The 19,503-nt window shown below is 64.5% G+C and carries 18 protein-coding genes; 12 read left to right on the top strand and 6 right to left on the bottom strand.

Annotated elements, in window-relative coordinates:
- The first annotated feature begins 592 nt into the window (after positions 1 to 592).
- Both U0042_RS00490 and U0042_RS00485 read left to right on the top strand, forming a co-directional pair.
- On the top strand, positions 593 to 1,720 hold the full coding sequence (locus U0042_RS00490; protein ID WP_114812154.1) for an aminotransferase class V-fold PLP-dependent enzyme: 1,128 nt from the start codon (positions 593 to 595) through the stop codon (positions 1,718 to 1,720).
- A gap of 529 nt (positions 1,721 to 2,249) precedes the next feature.
- Complete coding sequence (locus U0042_RS00485; protein WP_114812152.1) at positions 2,250 to 2,600, top strand: DUF4148 domain-containing protein; 351 nt, start codon at positions 2,250 to 2,252, stop codon at positions 2,598 to 2,600.
- 171 nt (positions 2,601 to 2,771) lie between these two features.
- Here the strand turns inward: U0042_RS00485 and U0042_RS00480 are convergent, their stop codons facing one another.
- From U0042_RS00480 to U0042_RS00465, 4 genes are read right to left on the bottom strand one after another with little or no spacing between them, the layout of a single operon-like run.
- On the bottom strand, positions 2,772 to 3,758 hold the full coding sequence (locus tag U0042_RS00480; protein WP_114812150.1) for an ABC transporter permease: 987 nt from the start codon (positions 3,756 to 3,758) through the stop codon (positions 2,772 to 2,774).
- On the bottom strand, positions 3,755 to 4,735 hold the full coding sequence (locus U0042_RS00475) for an ABC transporter permease (protein ID WP_114812148.1): 981 nt from the start codon (positions 4,733 to 4,735) through the stop codon (positions 3,755 to 3,757). Before U0042_RS00475 ends, U0042_RS00480 begins: the two co-directional genes overlap by 4 nt.
- Positions 4,732 to 6,309, bottom strand: coding sequence for a sugar ABC transporter ATP-binding protein (locus U0042_RS00470; RefSeq protein WP_114812146.1), 1,578 nt, complete (start codon positions 6,307 to 6,309; stop codon positions 4,732 to 4,734). Before U0042_RS00470 ends, U0042_RS00475 begins: the two co-directional genes overlap by 4 nt.
- A 34-nt stretch (positions 6,310 to 6,343) precedes the next feature.
- Positions 6,344 to 7,471, bottom strand: a complete 1,128-nt coding sequence (locus tag U0042_RS00465) for a sugar ABC transporter substrate-binding protein (RefSeq protein WP_114812144.1) — start codon at positions 7,469 to 7,471, stop codon at positions 6,344 to 6,346.
- A gap of 422 nt (positions 7,472 to 7,893) precedes the next feature.
- Between U0042_RS00465 and U0042_RS00460 the strand changes: the two genes are divergently transcribed.
- Positions 7,894 to 8,622 (top strand): FadR/GntR family transcriptional regulator, encoded by a 729-nt coding sequence (locus U0042_RS00460; RefSeq protein WP_114812142.1) that lies wholly within the window; start codon positions 7,894 to 7,896, stop codon positions 8,620 to 8,622.
- A 27-nt stretch (positions 8,623 to 8,649) separates the two neighbouring features.
- Here the strand turns inward: U0042_RS00460 and U0042_RS00455 are convergent, their stop codons facing one another.
- Entirely contained in the window at positions 8,650 to 9,561 is a 912-nt protein-coding gene (locus U0042_RS00455; protein WP_114812140.1) for a LysR family transcriptional regulator, read from the bottom strand.
- A 92-nt stretch (positions 9,562 to 9,653) separates the two neighbouring features.
- Between U0042_RS00455 and U0042_RS00450 the strand changes: the two genes are divergently transcribed.
- Both U0042_RS00450 and U0042_RS00445 read left to right on the top strand, forming a co-directional pair.
- Entirely contained in the window at positions 9,654 to 10,100 is a 447-nt protein-coding gene (locus tag U0042_RS00450; RefSeq protein ID WP_114812138.1) for an ester cyclase, read from the top strand.
- A 20-nt stretch (positions 10,101 to 10,120) separates the two neighbouring features.
- On the top strand, positions 10,121 to 10,675 hold the full coding sequence (locus U0042_RS00445; protein WP_269814050.1) for an alcohol dehydrogenase catalytic domain-containing protein: 555 nt from the start codon (positions 10,121 to 10,123) through the stop codon (positions 10,673 to 10,675).
- A 90-nt stretch (positions 10,676 to 10,765) separates the two neighbouring features.
- On the opposite strand, the gene U0042_RS00440 is transcribed toward U0042_RS00445, so the two are convergent.
- Positions 10,766 to 12,505: an IlvD/Edd family dehydratase gene (locus U0042_RS00440; RefSeq protein ID WP_114812448.1), complete on the bottom strand. Its 1,740-nt coding sequence runs from the start codon at positions 12,503 to 12,505 to the stop codon at positions 10,766 to 10,768.
- Positions 12,506 to 12,824: 319 nt separating this feature from the next.
- On the opposite strand from U0042_RS00440, the gene U0042_RS00435 reads away from it, so the two are divergent.
- From U0042_RS00435 to U0042_RS00405, 7 genes are all read left to right on the top strand, one after another.
- Complete coding sequence (locus U0042_RS00435; RefSeq protein WP_114812136.1) at positions 12,825 to 14,231, top strand: MFS transporter; 1,407 nt, start codon at positions 12,825 to 12,827, stop codon at positions 14,229 to 14,231.
- 67 nt (positions 14,232 to 14,298) lie between these two features.
- On the top strand, positions 14,299 to 15,111 hold the full coding sequence (locus U0042_RS00430) for an N-acyl homoserine lactonase family protein (protein WP_114812134.1): 813 nt from the start codon (positions 14,299 to 14,301) through the stop codon (positions 15,109 to 15,111).
- Entirely contained in the window at positions 15,112 to 15,909 is a 798-nt protein-coding gene (locus U0042_RS00425) for an SDR family oxidoreductase (RefSeq protein WP_232833445.1), read from the top strand. It abuts the gene before it with no gap.
- The gene (locus U0042_RS00420) at positions 15,899 to 17,278 is read left to right on the top strand and encodes an MmgE/PrpD family protein (RefSeq protein WP_114812130.1); all 1,380 of its coding nucleotides are present in this window, start codon (positions 15,899 to 15,901) and stop codon (positions 17,276 to 17,278) included. The genes U0042_RS00425 and U0042_RS00420 overlap by 11 nt, the downstream gene beginning before the upstream one ends.
- A 37-nt stretch (positions 17,279 to 17,315) precedes the next feature.
- Positions 17,316 to 18,251, top strand: coding sequence for an NAD(P)-dependent oxidoreductase (locus U0042_RS00415; RefSeq protein WP_114812446.1), 936 nt, complete (start codon positions 17,316 to 17,318; stop codon positions 18,249 to 18,251).
- Positions 18,252 to 18,275: 24 nt separating this feature from the next.
- Complete coding sequence (locus U0042_RS00410) at positions 18,276 to 18,602, top strand: NIPSNAP family protein (protein ID WP_114812128.1); 327 nt, start codon at positions 18,276 to 18,278, stop codon at positions 18,600 to 18,602.
- Between the two features lie 12 nt (positions 18,603 to 18,614).
- Complete coding sequence (locus U0042_RS00405; protein WP_114812126.1) at positions 18,615 to 19,502, top strand: NAD(P)-dependent oxidoreductase; 888 nt, start codon at positions 18,615 to 18,617, stop codon at positions 19,500 to 19,502.
- Position 19,503 lies beyond the last annotated feature (1 nt).

The raw sequence follows: 19,503 nt of genomic DNA, 5'->3' as shown, positions 1-19,503 counted from the left end.
TGCCGTCCGATATTCGGGGAGACTTAAATAGCGGATATGAGCGCGTTTACGTTCGCTGAATTTATTTCTTGATGAGGGAAACCCGGGGCGCGGCGGGCAACGCTCAAAAAAAAGCTCGTTCAGGCAGGAATGGCGGGTCGTTTTATTTCTATCCCGGCCGTCGGAAGGAAGGTTCTGCTCCGCGCCGCAGTGGAATTGCGGGCGCCATACTTATTTCGTCGGGTAACGCCCGCTTTATATCGGGACGAATCGGGAGTGCGGCGACGAGATGGGGATATCCGTTTTTAAGATTGTGCCCTATTAAAAATGGAATAATCCAAAACGCATGTTTACGAAAACGGATTAAAAAACAGATAATGATTTCGGCTGGGCGGAATTGACCTGCATCAAGCGATTATTCTGTGCCGCAATACGTCATGAGTGGATTTCGCATCGCTTCAACGCATGTGGCAAACCTTACCGCCGGGATAGCGTCCGAAGCCTCCCGTCAGCCAGGGCTTCTACCCGTTCGATAGCCCCTGGCAACCCGCTGCCGGCCGCAAGAAACTGGGACATACTGGCGGATATTGTCCAGCCCACAACGGAGGCGAGTGTGCCAGGTTTACTTCCCCAGGTCGACCGCGAGGGTCTCCTCGAATATTCGGTCGTGTACACGGACCGCTCTATCAACCATATGTCGCGACTCTTCCAGGGCGTCATGCGCGACATATCCGGCGCACTGAAACGGGTCTACAACGCGAAGTCCGTCGTGGTGGTCCCGGGCAGCGGGACCTTCGGCATGGAAGCCGTGGCCCGGCAGTTCGCGACGAACAGGAAGTGTCTGGTGATCCGCAATGGCTGGTTCAGTTTCCGCTGGTCGCAGATCTTCGAGATGGGCGGCATCCCGTCCGAGTCGATCGTGATGAAGGCGCGCCCTGTCGAAGCGGGACGGCAGGCGGCCTACGCGCCTGCTCCTGTCGAGGAAGTGGTCGCGGCGATCAGGCAGCACAAGCCCGATCTGGTGTTCGCACCGCACGTCGAAACCGCGTCCGGAATGATGCTGCCCGATGCCTATCTGCGCGCCGTGGCCGACGCCGTGCATGCGGTCGGCGGCATGTTTGTGCTGGACTGCATCGCCTCGGGCGCGGTGTGGGTCGATATGCAAGCCGCAGGCGTGGACGTGCTGATTAGTGCACCGCAAAAAGGCTGGAGCGCGTCACCTTGCTGCGCGCTGGTCATGCTCGGTCCGCTCGCCCGCGAAAGAATCGAGACGACCACCAGCACCAGCTTCGCCTGCGATCTGCGCAAATGGCTGCAGATCATGGAGACCTACGAGAACGGCGGCCACGCGTATCACGCCACGATGCCCACGGATAGCCTCGCGACGCTGCGCAACGTCATCAAGGAAACGGAGGCATACGGTTTCGCCAAAGTGCAGGCCGAGCAACTGGAACTCGGCGCGCGCATCCGTGCGCTGCTGGTCGGAAAAGAGTTCAGAAGCGTAGCGGCCGAAGGCTTTCAGGCACCCGGCGTCGTGGTCAGCTACACCGACGACGACGGCATACGAACCGGCAAGAAATTCGCCGACGTCGGCTTGCAGGTGGCGGCCGGCGTTCCGCTGCAATGCGATGAGCCCGAAGACTTCAAGACCTTCCGCATCGGATTGTTCGGTCTCGACAAATTGCACGACGTCGAAGGAACCGTGGCGAGGTTCGCCGACGCGTTGGGCCGCATTGTGTGACGGAGACCGACGCCTTGGCCAGGTAAGGCCGCGCCCGGTTCGGGGCGTCGGCCCTGGCAGGGCGCCCGCCGGCCATGATCCTGTCGGGCCATGGCCCGCATCGCAGCATCTCTCATCCCCTCGTGCACTTCCGGCGTAGCGCCGCTACGCGGAAGGCGCCCAACCGCCTGCGGGACGCCGGGATAGTCCGGGGCCACGCGTCCACGTTGCGCTCACTCTCAAGCCCTCTGTTCGCCCGTTTCGGTCGATTGCCACGATGCGTGGAATAAGCGCAGGAATCCGGTGTTCGCTTCAATGTGGGCCGCGGGCAAGGCGTTGAACCGGGGCGGGGCAGGTGCCCGGTCGATCGTCCTCGCTCACCCGCCATTTTCAGATGGCAAGTTTGTAATGATCGGGTTGCCGTGCTGAAACCCCTGCCGGAGCAAACTACGCATCAGTCGACGGAGCAGCCGTTCAGCGTCTCTGTATGACTCTTCCGCTGTCGTCTTGAGTCACCTGTTTCATCAACTTACCTTTAGGAGTATTGATCATGTCCAGGATTCTTGCCGGTCTCGTTTTCGCCGCTGCCACCCTTGGTGCGCCGGTTCTCAGTTTCGCCCAGTCGACCGGTCCCGTTACCCGGGCAGAAGTCCGTGCCGATCTCATTCGTGTCGAGCAGGCTGGCTACAACCCGGCTCATAGTCACGACGTCGACTACCCGGCCGATATCCAGGCGGCGGAAGCGAAGATCGCTGCGCAGAGCGATCAGCAATTGACCATGCAGGCCGTCGGCGGTGTCGCGCAGAACGGCGCCTCGGAATCGGGCATGGCGCGCCACACGGCGATGCATTCGAGCTGCGTCGGCCCGGTCAGCTTCTGCAACGTCTTCTTCGGTAGCTAAGTGATCCGCGCGCGACCCTGTGCCGTTTGCACTCGCGCATAGGGTCCGCACCGACGTCGGCATCGCCAGGCGCGTAACGATGTGCAGGATGGTCCCGTGATTCAGGCCGCGCGCAGCGATGGTGGCCCGCTAATGACGGAAGCCGGCGTGGCCGGTCTCATATCCGTCGCCCTAGCTCTCCCGCTTGCTGCGCCCGTAAAGCAGCAGCATCGAGGCAATCACCACGCCGTAGATGATCTGCCGTCCCGCCTCCGGCATCTGCGCGACCGAGAGAATCGATTGCAGCAGGGTAATCAGGATGGCACCGGCCACCGTGCCGAGGTACGAACCCCGGCCACCCAGGATCGACGTCCCGCCCAGCACGACGGCCGCGATGGCGGGCAACAGGTAGGCATCGCCCATCGACTGCGCCGCCTTCGATGCATAACCCGCAAGCAGCACGCCGCCGAACGCCGCGAACGCGCTGCACACCGCGAACGCGGCCACGGTCACGAGCCGCGTGTTGATGCCTGAGAGATATGCTGCGCGTTCGGTATTGCCGATGGCGTACAGCGTGCGGCCGAAGGTCGTGCGCGACAGCAGGAAGATCGTGGCTCCGCCGATCACCACCCACAGCGCGACGGCGTTCGGCACGCCCGGCACGAGCCAGCCTGCCGCGAGCCAGCGCATGATCTCCGGCGCGGAATCCTGCGGCGACGATCCGCCCGTGTAGACGATCATGATGCCCTGCGCGACCGCGTTGGTGGCCAGCGTCGCGATCATCGATGGAATGCGCAGCAGCGCAACCAGAATGCCGTTGACCACGCCGATCAGCACGCCGCAGCCGATTCCCGCTGGAATGGCGAGAGCGCGTCCCAATTCGCCATGCCCTGCGACGGCGCACGCCATCATCGCGCCGACGGTGATGGTCCACGGCAGAGACAGATCGATGTGGCCGAGCAGAATCACCATCATCAGGCCGGTCGCGATGATGCCGAGGAACGCGCCCACCTTCAGTTGCAGCAGGATGTATTCGGGCGACGTGAAGCTGCGCGAAAACATACCGCCCACGAGCAACAGCGCCACGATGCACGCGAACGCGATGAGGATAGGTTTGTCGATTCTGCGCGTGAGTCTCGACACGAGCGTGGTCCGGCTGCTTGCGGGAACGTCGGTCATTGGAACCACTCCAGACGGTTGCGCACCCTGAACAGGCCGCATGCGCCGATCGCGACGGCGAAGAGCAGAATTACGCCCTGAAACAGCGGCTGCCACAACGCGTCGACATTGAACACGAACAGCAGGTCGCCAATCGAGCGGAACGCGAACGCGCCGAAGATCGCGCCGATCGCGCTGCCTTTGCCGCCGAGCAGCGACACGCCGCCGATCACCACAGCCGCAATCGAAAACAGCGTGTACGAGTTGGCGCTGCCGAGGCTTGCTTCGCCGGTGTCCGTGAAGAAGGTGAGGAAGAGTCCGCCGATAGCCGCGAGCAGACCGGCCAGCGTATAGCTCGCGAACTTCGCGCGGCGGATCGGCATGCCGGAAAGGAACGCTGCGGCTTCCGAGGAGCCGGTCGCATACGCCGCTCGCCCGATCGTCGAGCGTTTGAAAGGAATCCAGACGATTGCCACTGCGGCGAGCAGGATCAACAGACTCGCCGGCACGAAGGCGGCCACCTTGCCGGTCAACGCGTCGCCGAGATCGTCGTTGATCGTGCCGCCCGGAACCGGACGTAACAGCAGCGCGAAACCGTAGTACAGCGCGCCCGTCGCGATGGTCGTGACGATCGGCTGCAGCCGGCCGAAGATGATGATCACGCCGTTGAGCGCGCCGCACAATGCGCCGGATGCCAGCACGGCTGCAATGCCGAGCGCGGTGTGCAACGCATCGCCCACGACGAGCCACGAGCCGATGCAGTTGGTCAGTACGAGAATCATGCCCACGGAGAGATCGATGCCGGCTGTCAGCACCACGAGCGCCTGGGCCATGGAAACGAGCGCGAGCAGCACGGCCTTGTTCGCCGCCGTCTGGAACACGTTCGCCGACAGCGCGGACGGATAGTTGAACAGATAGATCGCGAACATCAGCACGAAGAGAGCGAACGCGAAGCTCGTGCCGCGATTTTCGGCATACCAGTAACGCAGACTGCTCATGATGCGACTCCCGTGGAAGGCGAGCGCTGCCCGACCGGCAGGTCGAGCGCGCTCGCGATCAGGTTCTGCTCGGTGATCTCCGGACCGACGAGTTCCTTCTTGATGCGGCCTTCGTACAGCACGAGCACGCGATCGCAGCAGCCGATCAGCTCGTCGTAGTCCGTGGAATAGAACAGGATCGCCGCGCCTTCGTCGGCGAGGCGCCGCAGCAGTTGATAGATCTCCTGCTTGGTGCCGACGTCGATGCCGCGCGTCGGGTCGCTGAGTAGCAGGATGCGCGGCTTGCGCGCGAGCCACTTCGCGATCACCACCTTCTGCTGGTTGCCGCCCGAAAGCGACCCCACGGCCGCATCGACGCTGGACGACTTGATGGCGAGCAGCGTCGTCATCTCTTCGACCAGCGCCTGCTGACGCTCGCGGTCGATCACGCCCGCGGTGGACATCCGGTCGAGCGCGGCGAACGACAGGTTCTCACGCACGGACATCGGCAGCATGAGGCCTTCGGTTTTGCGGTCTTCGGGAATCAGCGCCATGCCGATGCCGTTCGCGCGCGCGGCCACGGGGCTGCCGATCGACACGGCCTTGCCGTCGATCTCGATCGTCCCCGCGCAACCACGCAATACGCCGAAGAGCGCGAGCAGCAGTTCGCGCTGACCTTGTCCGTCGAGCCCGCCCAAGCCGAGAATTTCGCCGGGCTTCAACGAGAAGCTGATGCCTTGCAGCGTGTCGTTCCACGAAAGGTCGCGGCAGGCCAGCACGGGCGGGGCAGGTTTGCCGGCATCGTGATGCGCGGGCCTGGGCGGGAACGCATGCTGATATTTCCGGCCGATCATCATTTCGACGACCTCGTTGTCCGTGCGCGTGCCGGCTTCGAAACTCATCACGTGACGACCGTTGCGATAGACCGTGCATTCGTCCGCGAGCGCCTTTACCTCGTGCATGCGGTGCGAGATGAAGAGCAGCGCGAGCCCTTCGTCACGCAGGCGTTTGAGCACTTCGATGACGCGCGCCACGTCGGCTGCGGTCAGCGCCGATGTCGCCTCGTCGAGAATCAGGATGCGCGGCTCGTGCGCGAGCCCCTTCGCGAGTTCCACCATCTGCTGGCGCGAGAGCGGCAGGTCGCGCACTTTGGCGAGCGGATTGATGTCCGGCGCGCCGGCACGCGCGAGCGCGGCCTCGGCCTGGCGCCGTTGAGCCTTGCGGTCGATCATGCCGAAGCGGCGTGGCGGATTCGACGCGAAGATGTTGTCCGCCACGCTCAGGTCGGGAATCAGCGAGAGTTCCTGATACACGCAGACGATGCCGGCCGCGTTCGCCTCGGCGGGCGAGCCGAACGCGACCGGGCGGCCGTCGAGTTGCATGGTGCCTTCGTCCGGCTGCACGACGCCGGACATCACCTTCAGCAGCGTGGACTTGCCCGCGCCGTTCTCGCCGAGAATCGCGTGGATGCGTCCGCGATGCACGGCGAGCTGCGCATGGTCGAGCGCGATGGCACCGCCGTAACTCTTCGACACGCCCGACATCTGAAAGAGCGGCTGCTCCACCTGGTCCCGCTGCTGCGCATCCTGCGGCATGCTGCGTCTCCCGTCATGTCGTGGGCCGACCTGGTTACTGGTTGCCCTGGCTCTGCTTAATGATTTCCTGCGCGGAGAAATTGATGCCGCACGTGGGAAACGAGTTGCCGACGAAGAAGTTGTCGGACTCGTTCGGGAAGTAGTTGACGCCCGCCTTGAGCTTCGCGTCGTCGGTCACGTCAAGCGGCAGCTTGATGGCCACGGGGATGGTCTGGCCGTCGAGCGCGGCGAGCGCCGTCTTGATCGCCACCGCGACCTGCGCGGGGCCGCTGCCCGCCGACGTGCACTTCAGCCCCTGCGCGCCGTATTGCGCGCAGAACTTGCGAAAGCCGTTCTCCGTTTCGCCGCCGAACGGCACAAACGGATGCTTCGCGTCGATCATCGCGCGCACGACGCCGGTGTCGCCGCCCTGCGCGGAAATGCCGTCGAAATGGCCTTGCACCGCGATGGCATCGGCGGTGGCTTTCTGCGCGACGCCGTCGTCCCATTTGCCGTAGACCTGTACCACGTTCCACTTCTTGCCCGTCGAGTCGAGCGTCTTCTGGAAGCCGTTGTGCCGGTCGGTGTCCACGGACGTGCCCGCCACGCCGCGCACTTCGAGCACCTTGCCGCCGCTGGGCAGATGGTCGGCGAGCCACTTCGCCCACAGCACGCCCAGACCGTACTGATCGACGTCGACGTTGATCGCGTCTTCGCTGTCGAGCGTGTTGTCGAAGGCGACCAGCACGACGCCGGCCTTCTTCGCGCGGCGAATGGCCGGGCCGAACGACGCGGGGTTCTGCGCATCGACGATGATCGCGTCGTAGCCGGCGTCGATGAAGTTATTGACGGCCGAGATCTGCGCGGGCACGTCTTCGCCGGTCGACACGACCTTGAATTCCTTGAGCTTCGCCGCGACGGCCGGCTGCGCGGTATAGGCCTTGGCCGTCTTGATCATCTGGATGCGCCAGGTGTTCGCGATATAGCCGTTTACCAGCGCGACCCGGTAGGGTCCGTTTTTCTTCGGATACCTGACGAACTTCGTATCGCTCTTCCAGGGGACCATGCAGCTGGGGTCGCTGGACGGCCCGGACACGATCGATGCCTGCGCGAAAGACGCGCCTGCGTACAGCGCCAGGGCCGCAGTTGCCGCCGCGCGTAGCACGTGGATTCCTGAAAGCATGTTGTCTCCAGTTTGTTGGATTGAACCGACTGACCGTTTGCCGGCGCACGGCTTCCCGGAATGGCCGGGACGGTGTGCGTAATGCGGGGAATCTTGGGGATTGCTACAGCGGAACCAGATCGGACGCGTCGAGCCGGCGGAAAGGATTCTTCAAAGGCGTGCCCTCGAAGCGAAAAGAAGGGCCTGCGCAAACGCCTCCCATCTGATACGACGGATTGTTACTGGCATACCAATCCACGCGCGATAGTGGTTTACCACGGTGCCCGACGCTTTCTTTCGCGCAGCCCGACAGCTTGCTGTGCTGCGCCTCGCGGCTTGCGAACGCGCGCTCGGGCAGGCTCGGCGCGCCGCGGGAAGTGGTATACCATTTCGGCGAACCTGCGCCGCCAGCCCGGCGGCATCGAAGACGACGGGAAGTCTGGATGGCCGATCTCTCGCACATGCCTCACGGCCGCGCTGCCGACACGGATGCGGCGGACCGTTCGTACGTCGGCCTCGCGAAGCAGATCTACGATCTGATCGTGGCCGGCGACGTCGGGCCGCGCGCACGTCTGCCCTCTGAGCGCACGCTCGCCGAGCGCTTCGGCGTGAGCCGCACGCAGGTGCGCGAAGCGATCATCGCGCTGGAGGTGCAAGGGCTGGTCGAGGTGCGTGTGGGGTCGGGCATCTATGTGGCCGAGGCAGCGCAAGGGCGATCGAGCGCGTTCGAACTGCCGCGCGGATCGGGTCCGATAGAGACGCTGCGGGCACGCGCGGTGATCGAAAGCGAAATCGCGGCGCTCGCCGCGACTGAACACCGGGACGCCGATCTCGACCGGCTCTTCGCCGCGATGCGCGCAATGCGCGAGAACATAAACGACAAGGCCGCGAACGAGGCCGCCGACCGCGCGTTCCATCTGGCGATTGCGCGGGCGACGGGCAACGGCATGCTGCAAGGCGTGGTGACCGCAATGTGGGACAGCTCGCGCGCCGACCCGTTGTGGCAAAAAATCGAGGAGCACTTTCATACGCCGGCGCTGCGCGCGGCTTCGCAGGACGATCATCAGCGCATTTTCGCGGCCATCCTGGCGCGCGACGCGGCCGCTGCGCGCACGGCGATGCAGGCCCACCTCGCGCGCGTGATCGACGTGTTTACGCAGGCGTGGCGGTAGGCGACGAGTGCGTTGCGCCGAAAGCGCTCACAGCGACGACGCGACGTTTTCGATCAGCGCCCTGAACCACTGCTGCGCGGCAAGGCCATCGCTTCGGCGATGCCAGATCAAATGGAGCACGATTTCCGGCAGCGCGACCGGCGGCGGAAAGAACGCCAGTTTCCGGCTGGCCGGCGAGTTGAGCACCACGCGTTTGAGGATCGTGGCAATCATGCCCGAGCGTGCGACGATGGCCGGCACCGCGAACATTTGCGGCAGGGTCAGCGCGAGCGTGCGCTGTTTGCCCTGCTGTGCCAGCGCCTCGTCCACGAGGCCGTGCCGTTGCCCTTCGGGCGATACGAGCACATGCGGCAAGCTGAGATAGGTCTTCATGTTCATTGCGCGCCGCGCCGCGGGATGATCGCGGGCGATGATCGTGACGAACTCGTCGCGAAGAATGGGCCGCGTCAGTATTCGACTTTCCGCATGTGAGGGCGGTATGCCGATGGCCACATCGATTGCACCGGCATCGAGCAGATCCACGGCATGGTCGCGGTCATGGAAAGCGTGCACGTCGATCGAGACACCCGGCGCCTGTTGTGCGATCGCCTCCAGCAAGGTGGGCAGCAGCACGAACGCCGGATAGTCCGACAACCCCAGATTCACCTTCAACGTAGCGGTGCCCGGCACGAACTCCGGCTTCTTCACCAGCGTGGCTTCGATTTGCCGTAACGCCTGCATGATGGGCTGCGCCAGTTCGCGCGCGCGTGGCGTGGGCAAGAGGCCGTCGGCGCTGCGCAGAAACAGCGGATCGCCGAACTGCTTGCGCAGCCGCGACAGCGCCGCGCTCATGGCCGGCTGACTCACGCCCACCCGCGTGGCGGCGCGCGTGACGTTGCGCTCGCTCATGAGGGCGTCGAAGGCCGCCAGCAGGTTCAGGTCGATGCCGTGAAAATCCATAAATCGAATAATCGTTTATATCGCCTATTTGTTGGATGAATCTTACCTTGGGTCGCACACTCTCGTCGTTCCTAACCACAGAGAGCCCACCCATGAATGCATCCAACTCCGAACTGGCCGACCTTCTGCACGCCGAACGTCTGGCCGTGGAAACGTTGTATCGTGCGTTTAGCGAGCAGAACCCCGATCTCGTCGATACCGTGCTGGCACCCGACTGGGAGGACATTCCGCTCGCGCCGGGGCAGGTCTCGGGGCCCGCCGGCATCAAGCCGATCATCCGCAGCTTCGCCGACGCCTTCCCCGATGGGCGCATCGTCATTCACGACGTGATCCAGACGCCGGGCCGCATCGGCGTGCGCGCCGAGATCAGCGGCACGCATCGCGGCGAGCTGTTCGGCATTGCGCCTACCGGCAAGCAGGTCACGTTCCGTCTGCATGAGTTCCATGCTCTGGACGGCAAGCGCATCACGACGACATGGCACATGGAGGACTGGTTCGGCCTGTTTCTTCAGCTTGGCCAGTTCCCTACGCAATCCTGAACATCGCTATGAGATCCATCATGAAAGCAGCATTCGTTCATGGCTTCGGCGGTCCCGACGTCGTTACCGTCGGCGAGACATCCCTGCGCGCGTTGCAGGCCGATGAGGTGGCGGTTCGCATCGAGGCGGCAAGCCTCAATCCTTTGGACCTGAAGATCATTGCGGGCTATATGCAGTCGTTCTTGCCGGTCGCGTTTCCGTATACGCCGGGCACCGACTTCAGCGGCGTGGTGGAGGCAACCGGTGCGCACGTGAAGCATCTGAAGGCGGGCGACCGCGTGTTCGGCCGTAGCGCGCCGACCGCCGGCGGCGCGTTTGCGCAGCGTCTCGTAATCGCCGCCGATGACCCGTGCGTGATTCCAACGGAAATGAGCTTCGAGCAGGCGGCCTCGCTTCCCACTGCGTTCGGCACCGCACGGCTCGCCCTGTTCGATGTGGGCCGACTGGAGCACGGCCAGCGCGTGCTGATTCACGCGGCGGCCGGCGGCGTCGGCCCGCAACATCGACCTCGTAACGAGGCTGGGGGCAGACGAGGTAATCGACTACCGTACCGAGGACTTCGCGCGAGCGCGTGACATTGGGACGATTCTGCCGGCGCATGCTCAAGCGCGGCCCACCGTGATCCGTTGCGTGCGGGGCCGCAAAGCGTCTGCGTCGTCTCTGGCTCAATCACGCGGACGCGGCACCTTGACGGTCATTTCGGTGGCCGCGAGAAAGTCGAAGTCGCAGCCCTTGTCGGCCTGCGTGATCGATGAGAGGAACAGCTTGCGATAACCGCGCTCCTGCGCGGCCACCGCGTGCGGCGGCCGCGCGGCGGCGCGTTGCCGAAGCTCCTCGTCGCTCACGAGCACGTCGATCGAGCGGTTCGTCACGCTCAGGCGGATGCGGTCGCCGCTGCGCACGAGCGCGAGCGGGCCGCCTGTCGCCGATTCAGGCGTCACGTGCAGCACGATGGTGCCGGCTGCAGTGCCGCTCATGCGGCCGTCCGAGATGCGCACCATGTCTTTCACGCCGAGTGTCGCGAGCTTCTTCGGAATCGGGATGTAGCCTGCTTCGGGCATGCCAGGTGCGCCGATGGGCCCGATGTTCTTGAGCACGAGCACGTCGTCCGCTTGCACGTCGAGTTCGGGGTCGTCGATGCGGCGCGCCAGGTCTTCCGCGTTTTCGAACACGACGGCGCGTGCTTCGTGTTCCATCAACTCGGGATTGGCTGCGGATTGCTTGATGATCGCGCCGCCCGGAGCGAGATTGCCGCGCAGCACCGCGATGCCGCCTTGCGGAAAGATGGGCTGGTGAAGCGGACGCACCACGTCTTGCGCAAAGCTTGCGGGCGCAGCATCGAGTTCTTCGCCCAGCGTGCGGCCCGTCACGGTCAACGCGTCGAGGTGCAGCAGCGGCCGCAGTTCGCGCAGCACGGTGGTGAGCCCGCCGGCCTTGTGCAGATCTTCCATGTAGTGCTTGCCCGAAGGCTTCAGGTCGACGAGCACCGGCGTTTCGCGCGCCATGCGGTCCATTTCGTTCAGGTCGATCTCTATGCCGAGCCGCCCGGCGATGGCCGTGAGATGAATGATGCCGTTCGTCGAGCCGCCTGTTGCGAGCAGCACGCGCAGCGCATTTTCGAACGCGTCGGGCGTCAGAATGCGTTCGGGCGTGAGCTTCTGTCCGATCATCGCGACGGCCGTTGCGCCCGTGCGCTCCGCAATGCGGATGCGGTCCGCCGTGACCGCGGGCGCACTCGCGCCGCCGGGCAGCATGATGCCCAGCGCTTCGGCAATGCAGGCCATCGTGCTTGCCGTGCCCATCACCGAGCAGGTGCCCACGGTCGGGACAAGCTGGCTGTTCACCTCGTCGATTTCGTGTGCGTCGATTTCCTGGCCGCGAAAGCTGGCCCAGAAGCGCCGGCAGTCGGTGCATGCCCCCACGCGCTGGCCGCGATGCGAGCCGGTCAGCATCGCGCCCGTGACGAGCTGGATGGCCGGCACGCCGGCCACGGCCGCGCCCATCAGCTGCGCGGGCACGGTCTTGTCGCAACCGCCGATCAGCACCACCGCGTCCATGGGCTGCGCGCGGATCATCTCTTCCGTGTCCATCGACATCAGATTGCGCAGATACATGCTGGTGGGGTGCGCGAAGCTTTCGCCTATCGAGATGGTGGGGAACTCCACGGGCAGCCCGCCCGCGAGCATCACGCCGCGCTTGATGGCCTCGATCAATTGCGGCGCGTTGCCGTGGCAGGGGTTGTAGCCGCTGCCCGTGTTCGCGATGCCGACAATGGGGCGCGAGAGCGCGTCGTCGGTATAGCCCGCGCCTTTGATGAAGGCCCTGCGCAGAAACAGCGAGAAGCCTTCGTCACCGTAGCTCGTGAGCCCTTTCCTCAGTCCCTGCTTCTCTGATGGCTTGCCCATGATGTCATCAATGAAATTATCGATAATCATTGGCGGCGATCTTATCGGCATTCGTGGGGAGCCGCAACGAAGCGGGCTGGTGCGTTGCGCGGGGCGGGCCTTCCGCGAAGCATTCTGCAGTCACCCTAGCGGCAGCGGCAGCGGCACGGCGCGACGCTGCACGGCGGCTCTCGATTCGACGGATCATTCACGCCGACAAAGCGTTTATATTCTTGACGGATTGTATGACAAGAATATAATCAGCCTCATGCCTTGTACTGAGGCGGTGAGCCGTTGCCTGCGTGCGGCCGCCATGACGACAACGAATCGGAGACAGCAAATGTACGGTGATGCCAGTGTCGGAGCACGCCTCGATGGGTTGCCGCTCTCGCGTTTCCATTGGCGTCTGCTCGGGCTGATCGCCGCTGGCATGTACTTCGATTCGTTCGATATTTACATTGCGGGCACCGTGCTCGCCGCGATGATCCACAGCGGCGAATCGACACTCCGCCTGAATGCCACGTTCGTTTCGGTCACGTTCATCGGCATGATGACGGGCGCATGGCTTGCCGGCTGGCTTGGCGACCGCTTCGGCCGCCGCTTCTGTTATCAGTTCAACCTGGGCATCTACGGATTCGCGTCCATTGCCGCGGCGCTCGCGCCGTCCATCTATTGGTTGATCGCCTTCCGTCTCGTGATGGGAGTCGGCATGGGCGCCGAAATCGTGGTGGGCTACGGCACGTTGAGCGAGTTCATTCCGGCGTCGTGGCGCGGGCGCTTCGGCACGATCCTCAATCTCATCATCAACACGTCGTTGTTCCTCTCGACGTTTCTCGGCTGGCTCATCGTGCCGCACTACGGTTGGCGATGGATGTTCGCCATCGCGGGTTGCGGCGCACTGGTGGTCTGGTTTCTTCGCAAGTCGATGCCCGAATCGCCGCGCTGGCTCGCCACGCACGGGCGCGTGGAAGAGGCGCAGTGCGTTGTCGAACGGATCGAGGCGGAGTGCGGTGCATCGCCGGGACTTTCGCCGACGGCTGGGACGGTAGCGTCCACGGTTGTTCAGGAAGGCCGCATGAGCGATCTGTTCTCGCGGCGCTTGCTCGCGCGCACCATCACGGCCGTGGTGGTGCTCGTCGCGTTGTTCGTGGTGAACTACGCGTTCGTCAGCTGGATTCCCACATTCCTCGTCCAGCAGGGACATAGCGTTTCGAGTTCGCTCGGACTCACTGCCGTGATGTTTGCGGGCGGTCCCATCGGCTCGCTGGTTGCGTTCTCGCTTGCCGAGCGGCTTGGCCGCAAGTGGGGCATTGTGCTGTTTTCGCTCGTGTGCGCGGGGTTTGGCGTAGCGTATCCGTTCGCGCAGTCGGCCACGGCGATTGCGGCGCTCGGCTTCGCCATCACCGCGTGCATCTACGTGCTGTCGTCGTTCAGCGTCGCCACCTACGTGCCTGAACTGTTTCCCACTGCATTGCGGTTGCGCGGCTCGGGCGTGGCCAATACGGCAGGCCGCGCGGTCAGTATCTTCGTGCCGTTCGCGGTGGCGAATGCCTTTACGCACTTCGGCATTGCAGGCGTGCTGGCGCTCATCGTCGGAACGCTGCTGACGCAGGCGCTGATCGTCGGATTGCTCGGCACTGAAACGCGGCGCCGCTCGCTGGAGTCCATTGCTGCCGACGTAGCCGTTCCAATGGGTGGGATGCAAACGGCCGGCAGGCCGGGCAACGCGCCCACGGCCATTGAATGACGGTTCACGGCGACGCAAGCCGCTTCGTGAGCGGCGGCCCCCTCAACAACGAAAGGACGGACGAGACATGGAATCACCGGGCGAGGACTACCGCATCTACGCAATCAAGTACGCGCACTTCGAGCGCCGTTCCCGCGACAACTTCATTGGCGGCGATTCGCACGATGTGCCCATGCCGCTCGACTATTTCGTGTGGGCCGTGGTGGGTGCGTCGCGCACGTTCATCGTGGATACCGGGTTCGATCAGGCGATGGCCGACAAACGCGGCCGCACCATCACGAACCGCGTGGAGCACGGTCTCGCGAAGATCGGCATTCGGGCGGACGAGGTGGAAGACATCGTGATTACGCACATGCATTACGACCACGCCGGCAATCATGGGCTGTTTCCGCGTGCCCGCTACCACGTGCAGGACCGCGAAATGGCGTACTGCACCGGCCGCTGCATGTGCCACCACGCGCTCAGCCATCCGTTCGAGCCGGAGGACGTGAAAGAGATGGTGGGGCGTCTTTTTGCCGGGCGCGTGCAGTTTCACGACGGCACCGCGGAACTCGCGCCGGGGCTCACCGTGCACTGGGTCGGCGGGCATACGAACGGTCTGCAGATCGTGCGCGTGCAAACGGCTCGCGGCTGGGTCGTGCTTGCGTCCGACGCTTCGCATTTCTACGCGAACATGCAGGAGGAGCGCCCGTTTCCCGTGGTCTACAACGTGGGGGACATGATAGAGGGCTACGAGACCGCGCATCGTCTTGCCAGCTCGCCGGACCACGTGATTCCAGGCCACGATCCCGCGGTGCTCGCACGCTACCTCGCGCACGACGCCGAGACGGAAGGCTGGATCGTGCGACTCGATCTCGAGCCTCGGGCCACGGGGCGATAGATGGCACGGCGAGGCATGTTGCGCGGCAAGGGCGCGCTTGTTACGGGATCGTCGAACGGTCTCGGGCTCGCCATCGCGAAGGGGCTGGCGGGCGCGGGCTGCGACGTCGTGCTGCACGGCCTGGAGGAGCCCGAGGACGTGGCGCTCACCGTGTCGGACATCGCGGCGGAATTCGGCGTGGAAGCGAGCTACGTGCGAGCCGACCTCGCGAATGCGGCAGGCGTCGATGCGCTGCTCGACACGGCAACACGTTGGCTGCACTCGCTCGATGTGCTGGTGAACAACGCCGTGGTCCGCCATTTCGCGCCACTGGACACGTTTCCGATGGATCGATGGAACGACGCGCTCGCGGTGAACTTGACCGCTGCCTTCCGCGCAATCCAGCGGGCGCTGCCCGGCATGCGCGAGCGCGGCTGGGGCCGCATTCTCAACATGACGTCCGTGTACGGCACGCGGGCCGTTACGAATCGGGTCGATTACGTGACGACGAAGACGGCGTTGCTCGGGCTCACACGTTCGGTGGCGATCGAGACCGTGGGCCAGGGCATCACGTGCAATGCGCTTTGTCCGGGATCGGTGCTCACGCCGAATATCGATGGGCGTATTCACGAATTGATGCAGGCGCAGGGACTGGATCGCGGCGAAGCGGTGCGCGAGTTTCTGAAGGGCAAGCAACCCGGCGGCGAGCTGATCGATGCCGCGCACGTCGGCGAACTGGCCGTATTTCTGTGCGGGCCTGCCGGAAGCCAGATCACGGGCGCGCTGATGCCCATCGAAGGAGGCTGGCTTGCAGGCTGATCTGAACGCGAAGCAGGTTCCTCGCGAGGCTGCCGTCACGCACGTGCTATCCCGTTTCGTCAGTTCGGCACAGTGGCGCGACATTCCGCGCGAGGTGCGTCACGAAGCGAAGCGCGCGCTCGTCAACTACTTCGCCGTGGCGCTAGCGGGCGCACGCGATCCGATGATCGACAAGGCGATGGAGGTGTATGGGCGTTTCAGCGCGGGCAGGTACGCGACCCTCATCGGTCGCGACGAGCGCATGGACATGCTGAACGCGGCATCGTTGAACGCGATGAGCGCGAACGTGTTCGACTTCGACGACACCCATATTCCTACCATCATTCATCCCACCGCACCGATTGCCGCTGCGCTCTTCGCGCTGGCCGAGTGCCGGCCCATGACGGGGGAGGCGTTGCTGCTCTCGTTCGTGGAGGGTGTCGAAGCGGCGTGCCGCATCGGCAATGCGGTGTCGCCGGAGCATTACCAGCGCGGCTGGCACATCACGTCGACATGCGGCGTGTTCGGCGCGGCGGCCGCCGTTGCGCGTGCGCTTGCGCTCGACGCGAAGCAGACCGGATGGGCGCTCGGTCATGCCTCGGGCCAGGCGGGCGGGTTGGTCGAAACGTTGGGCACGATGTCGAAGAGCGTCAGTGTCGGAAATGCGGCGCGCAACGGGCTCATCTCCGCGCTGCTCGCAAAAGAGGGATTGGCCGGTCCCGACGCGCCGCTGGAAGGGCCGCGAGGATTTCTCGCGGTGGCGTGCTCGCACGCGGACACCCGCCGTATCACCGAAGGGCTCGGGCGCGAATGGGCGTTGCTCTCGAACACCTACAAGCCGTACCCATGCGGCGTCGTGCTGAACCCCGTGATCGACGCGTGTCTAGACCTGCGCCGCGATGCTCGCTGGACGTTGGACGAGATCGAATCGATAGAGATCGTCGGCCATCCGTTGCTGCGCGAGCGTACAGATCGACCCGGCGTTCGCACGGGTCGCGAATCGCAGGTCAGCGCGCAACATGCGGTGGCCGTCGCGCTATCGCGCGGCAAGGCGGCCCTTGCGGAGTTCAGGGACGACGCAGTGAGCGATCCGGTGTTACGCGCATTGGGCCGCCGGCTACGCTTCATCGACGATCCCGCGTGGCAGGTCGAGGCCGCGCAAGTGACGCTCGTGCTGCGTTCCGGCGAGCGTCTGACGCATCGTGTGCTGTGCGCACGTGGCAGCCTGGGGGCTCCGCTCGTGGACGTGGAACTGTCCGGCAAGCTCCGTGATCTGGCGGCGTATGGCGCTACCGGCGTCGCGGCGCAGCCGCTCCTCGATCTGCTCTGGGCGCTCGATACGGCGCCCGATGCCGCAGCACCGATGCGCGCCGCGCGGGCCGCGCCGTGATGCGGCCGCTATTCACTATTCACCTGCGAGGATGAAGATGACGAACGATCCTGAGGATAGCCAATCAACGGCAGAGCGAAAGCCCGGCGTGCTGGGTTTCGTCGGCGTCGGTACGATGGGCCGTCCCATGGCGCGACGTCTGATCGAAGCGGGACACGACCTGATCGTCTACGACCGCGACGACGTTGCCGTGCAAGAGCTGGCCGGTCTGGGCGCGCGCGTGGCGAAATCGGTACGCGAAGTGGCGGACAAGGCGCGCATCGTGTTCACGAGCCTGCCGACCCCCGAGATCTTCCGGCAAGTGGCCATTGGCCCCGATGGTCTCGTGAGCGGCGACGCGCTGAAGATTCTGGTCGACCTCTCGACCGTCGGTTCGCGCGTCGAAAAGGAAGTGGCGCAGGCATTGCTCGCCCGCGGTATCGAAACGGTGGATGCACCGGTCAGCGGCGGCGCGGCAGGCGCAGGCAAGGGCACGCTTGCGATCATGGCGGCGGGCGCGCCGGCATCGCTCGACGAAGTACGTCCGTTGTTCGACGTGCTGGGCAAGGTCTTCGTGGTGGGCGGCGTGCCCGGCCAGGGACAGTTGCTGAAGCTGTTGAACAACATGCTGTCCACCACTGCGTTCGCGATCACGTCGGAGGCCTACGTGGCCGGCATTCACGGCGGCCTCGACCCCGAGGTCATGATGGCGGTGTTCAACGCGGGCAGCGGCAAGAACGGCGCGACGCTCGACAAGTTTCCGAAGCACGTGTTGCCCGCCACATTCGATTTCGGCTTTCCGGTGGGCAGCGTATGCAAGGACATTGGGCTCGCTGTAGAGGAATGCCAGGCATTGGGCGTGCCGATGCGGGTGGGAAGCGCGGCACGCCAGGTCTGGAACGACGCGGCGATGCAGGACGGCGCCGCATGCGACATGACGGAACTCGTGAGATATGTCGAGCGCTGGTCGTCTGCCGGCGGCCTCGACGATTGAATGGCACATCAAAAGGAGAAACAGATGATTGTGGAAATGCGCATCTATCACTGCGCGCCGACGCGACTGCCTGCGCTGCTCGAGCGCTTTTCGAACACGACGCTCGGCTTTTTCGAGAAGTACGGCATCCGCCAGATCGGTTTCTGGACCACGCTGATCGGCCCGGACAATCACGCGCTGACCTACATGCTGGAATGGGAAAGCCTTGCGGAGCGCGAGCAGAAGTGGAACGCGTTTCAGGCCGACGCGGAGTGGATCGCGAAGCGCGCCGAGACTGAGGCGGTACGGCCCATCGTCGAGCGTATCGAAAACCACTTTCTCGTGCCGACGGCGTTTTCGGCACTGCGCTAGGAGGCGGCCATCATGAGTCAACCACGACGCATCGGCTTCATCGGCCTCGGCATGATGGGCGCGCCGATGGTGCAGTGCCTCGCCCATGCCGGTTTCGAACTGTTCGTCGACGACGCCGATGCGGCGCGCGCCGAGGCCATCGTTGAACAGACCGGCTCGCAACGGCTGCGCAGCGAGAACGCAGGCGCGCTCGATGTGCTCATCACGATGCTGCCGAATTCGGCGATTGTGGAGCGCGTGCTGCTTGGGAGCGGCGCGGACGGCTGGGCGAGCCGTCTGCATGCCGGGGCGGTTGTGATCGACATGAGTTCGTCGGAACCGGAACGCTCGCGCAAGCTGGGTGCCGTGATCGAGGAGCGCGGCCTTGCGTATCTCGATGCGCCCGTTTCGGGCGGCGTGAAGAAGGCGAAGGAGGGCACGCTCGCGATCCTCGTGGGCGGTGCGGAAGACGTGTTCGCGCGCTGCCGGCTGGTGCTGGAGGCAATGGGCAAGAGCCTGCTGCACATCGGCGGCGCGGGTGCCGGCCATGCGGCGAAGGCGTTGAACAACTACGTGTCCGCGGCGGGACTGGCGGCGACCGTGGAGGCGCTGCATATCGGGCAGCGCTTCGGCATCGAGCCGTCGGTGATGACCGACGTGCTCAACGCGTCGTCGGGCCGCAGCAATACGTCTGAAAACAAGGTGAAGCAGTTCATGTTGAGCGGCACCTTCGCGTCCGGCTTCGCGCTCCAACTGATGACGAAAGACCTGAAGATTGCGCGCGCACTGGCGCAATCCGTGGGGTATCCGATGACGCTCGGCGAAACCTGCGTCGCGATGTGGGACGAAGCCGCACAACGTTGCACCCCGGCGACCGACCACACGGAAATGTACCGGCTGCTGCCATCGAGCGGATCCTGAA

This window comes from Paraburkholderia kururiensis (genome assembly GCF_034424375.1).
GTDB lineage: Bacteria > Pseudomonadota > Gammaproteobacteria > Burkholderiales > Burkholderiaceae > Paraburkholderia > Paraburkholderia kururiensis_A.
The sequence above is the reverse complement of the archived record's forward strand: the minus strand, read 5'-3'. Positions and strand labels throughout refer to the sequence as shown.

What these genes read in the sequence shown, in the direction of transcription:
- U0042_RS00415 (WP_114812446.1), top strand. Translation starts at nt 17,316, where the DNA reads ATGACGAACGATCCTGAGGATAGCCAATCAACGGCAGAGCGAAAGCCC.
- U0042_RS00450 (WP_114812138.1), top strand. Translation starts at nt 9,654, where the DNA reads ATGAATGCATCCAACTCCGAACTGGCCGACCTTCTGCACGCCGAACGT.
- U0042_RS00460 (WP_114812142.1), top strand. Translation starts at nt 7,894, where the DNA reads ATGGCCGATCTCTCGCACATGCCTCACGGCCGCGCTGCCGACACGGAT.
- U0042_RS00485 (WP_114812152.1), top strand. Translation starts at nt 2,250, where the DNA reads ATGTCCAGGATTCTTGCCGGTCTCGTTTTCGCCGCTGCCACCCTTGGT.
- U0042_RS00465 (WP_114812144.1), bottom strand. Translation starts at nt 7,471, where the DNA reads ATGCTTTCAGGAATCCACGTGCTACGCGCGGCGGCAACTGCGGCCCTG.
- U0042_RS00425 (WP_232833445.1), top strand. Translation starts at nt 15,112, where the DNA reads ATGGCACGGCGAGGCATGTTGCGCGGCAAGGGCGCGCTTGTTACGGGA.
- U0042_RS00440 (WP_114812448.1), bottom strand. Translation starts at nt 12,505, where the DNA reads ATGGGCAAGCCATCAGAGAAGCAGGGACTGAGGAAAGGGCTCACGAGC.
- U0042_RS00455 (WP_114812140.1), bottom strand. Translation starts at nt 9,561, where the DNA reads ATGGATTTTCACGGCATCGACCTGAACCTGCTGGCGGCCTTCGACGCC.
- U0042_RS00405 (WP_114812126.1), top strand. Translation starts at nt 18,615, where the DNA reads ATGAGTCAACCACGACGCATCGGCTTCATCGGCCTCGGCATGATGGGC.
- U0042_RS00445 (WP_269814050.1), top strand. Translation starts at nt 10,121, where the DNA reads ATGAAAGCAGCATTCGTTCATGGCTTCGGCGGTCCCGACGTCGTTACC.
- U0042_RS00470 (WP_114812146.1), bottom strand. Translation starts at nt 6,309, where the DNA reads ATGCCGCAGGATGCGCAGCAGCGGGACCAGGTGGAGCAGCCGCTCTTT.
- U0042_RS00475 (WP_114812148.1), bottom strand. Translation starts at nt 4,735, where the DNA reads ATGAGCAGTCTGCGTTACTGGTATGCCGAAAATCGCGGCACGAGCTTC.
- U0042_RS00435 (WP_114812136.1), top strand. Translation starts at nt 12,825, where the DNA reads ATGTACGGTGATGCCAGTGTCGGAGCACGCCTCGATGGGTTGCCGCTC.
- U0042_RS00480 (WP_114812150.1), bottom strand. Translation starts at nt 3,758, where the DNA reads ATGACCGACGTTCCCGCAAGCAGCCGGACCACGCTCGTGTCGAGACTC.
- U0042_RS00430 (WP_114812134.1), top strand. Translation starts at nt 14,299, where the DNA reads ATGGAATCACCGGGCGAGGACTACCGCATCTACGCAATCAAGTACGCG.
- U0042_RS00410 (WP_114812128.1), top strand. Translation starts at nt 18,276, where the DNA reads ATGATTGTGGAAATGCGCATCTATCACTGCGCGCCGACGCGACTGCCT.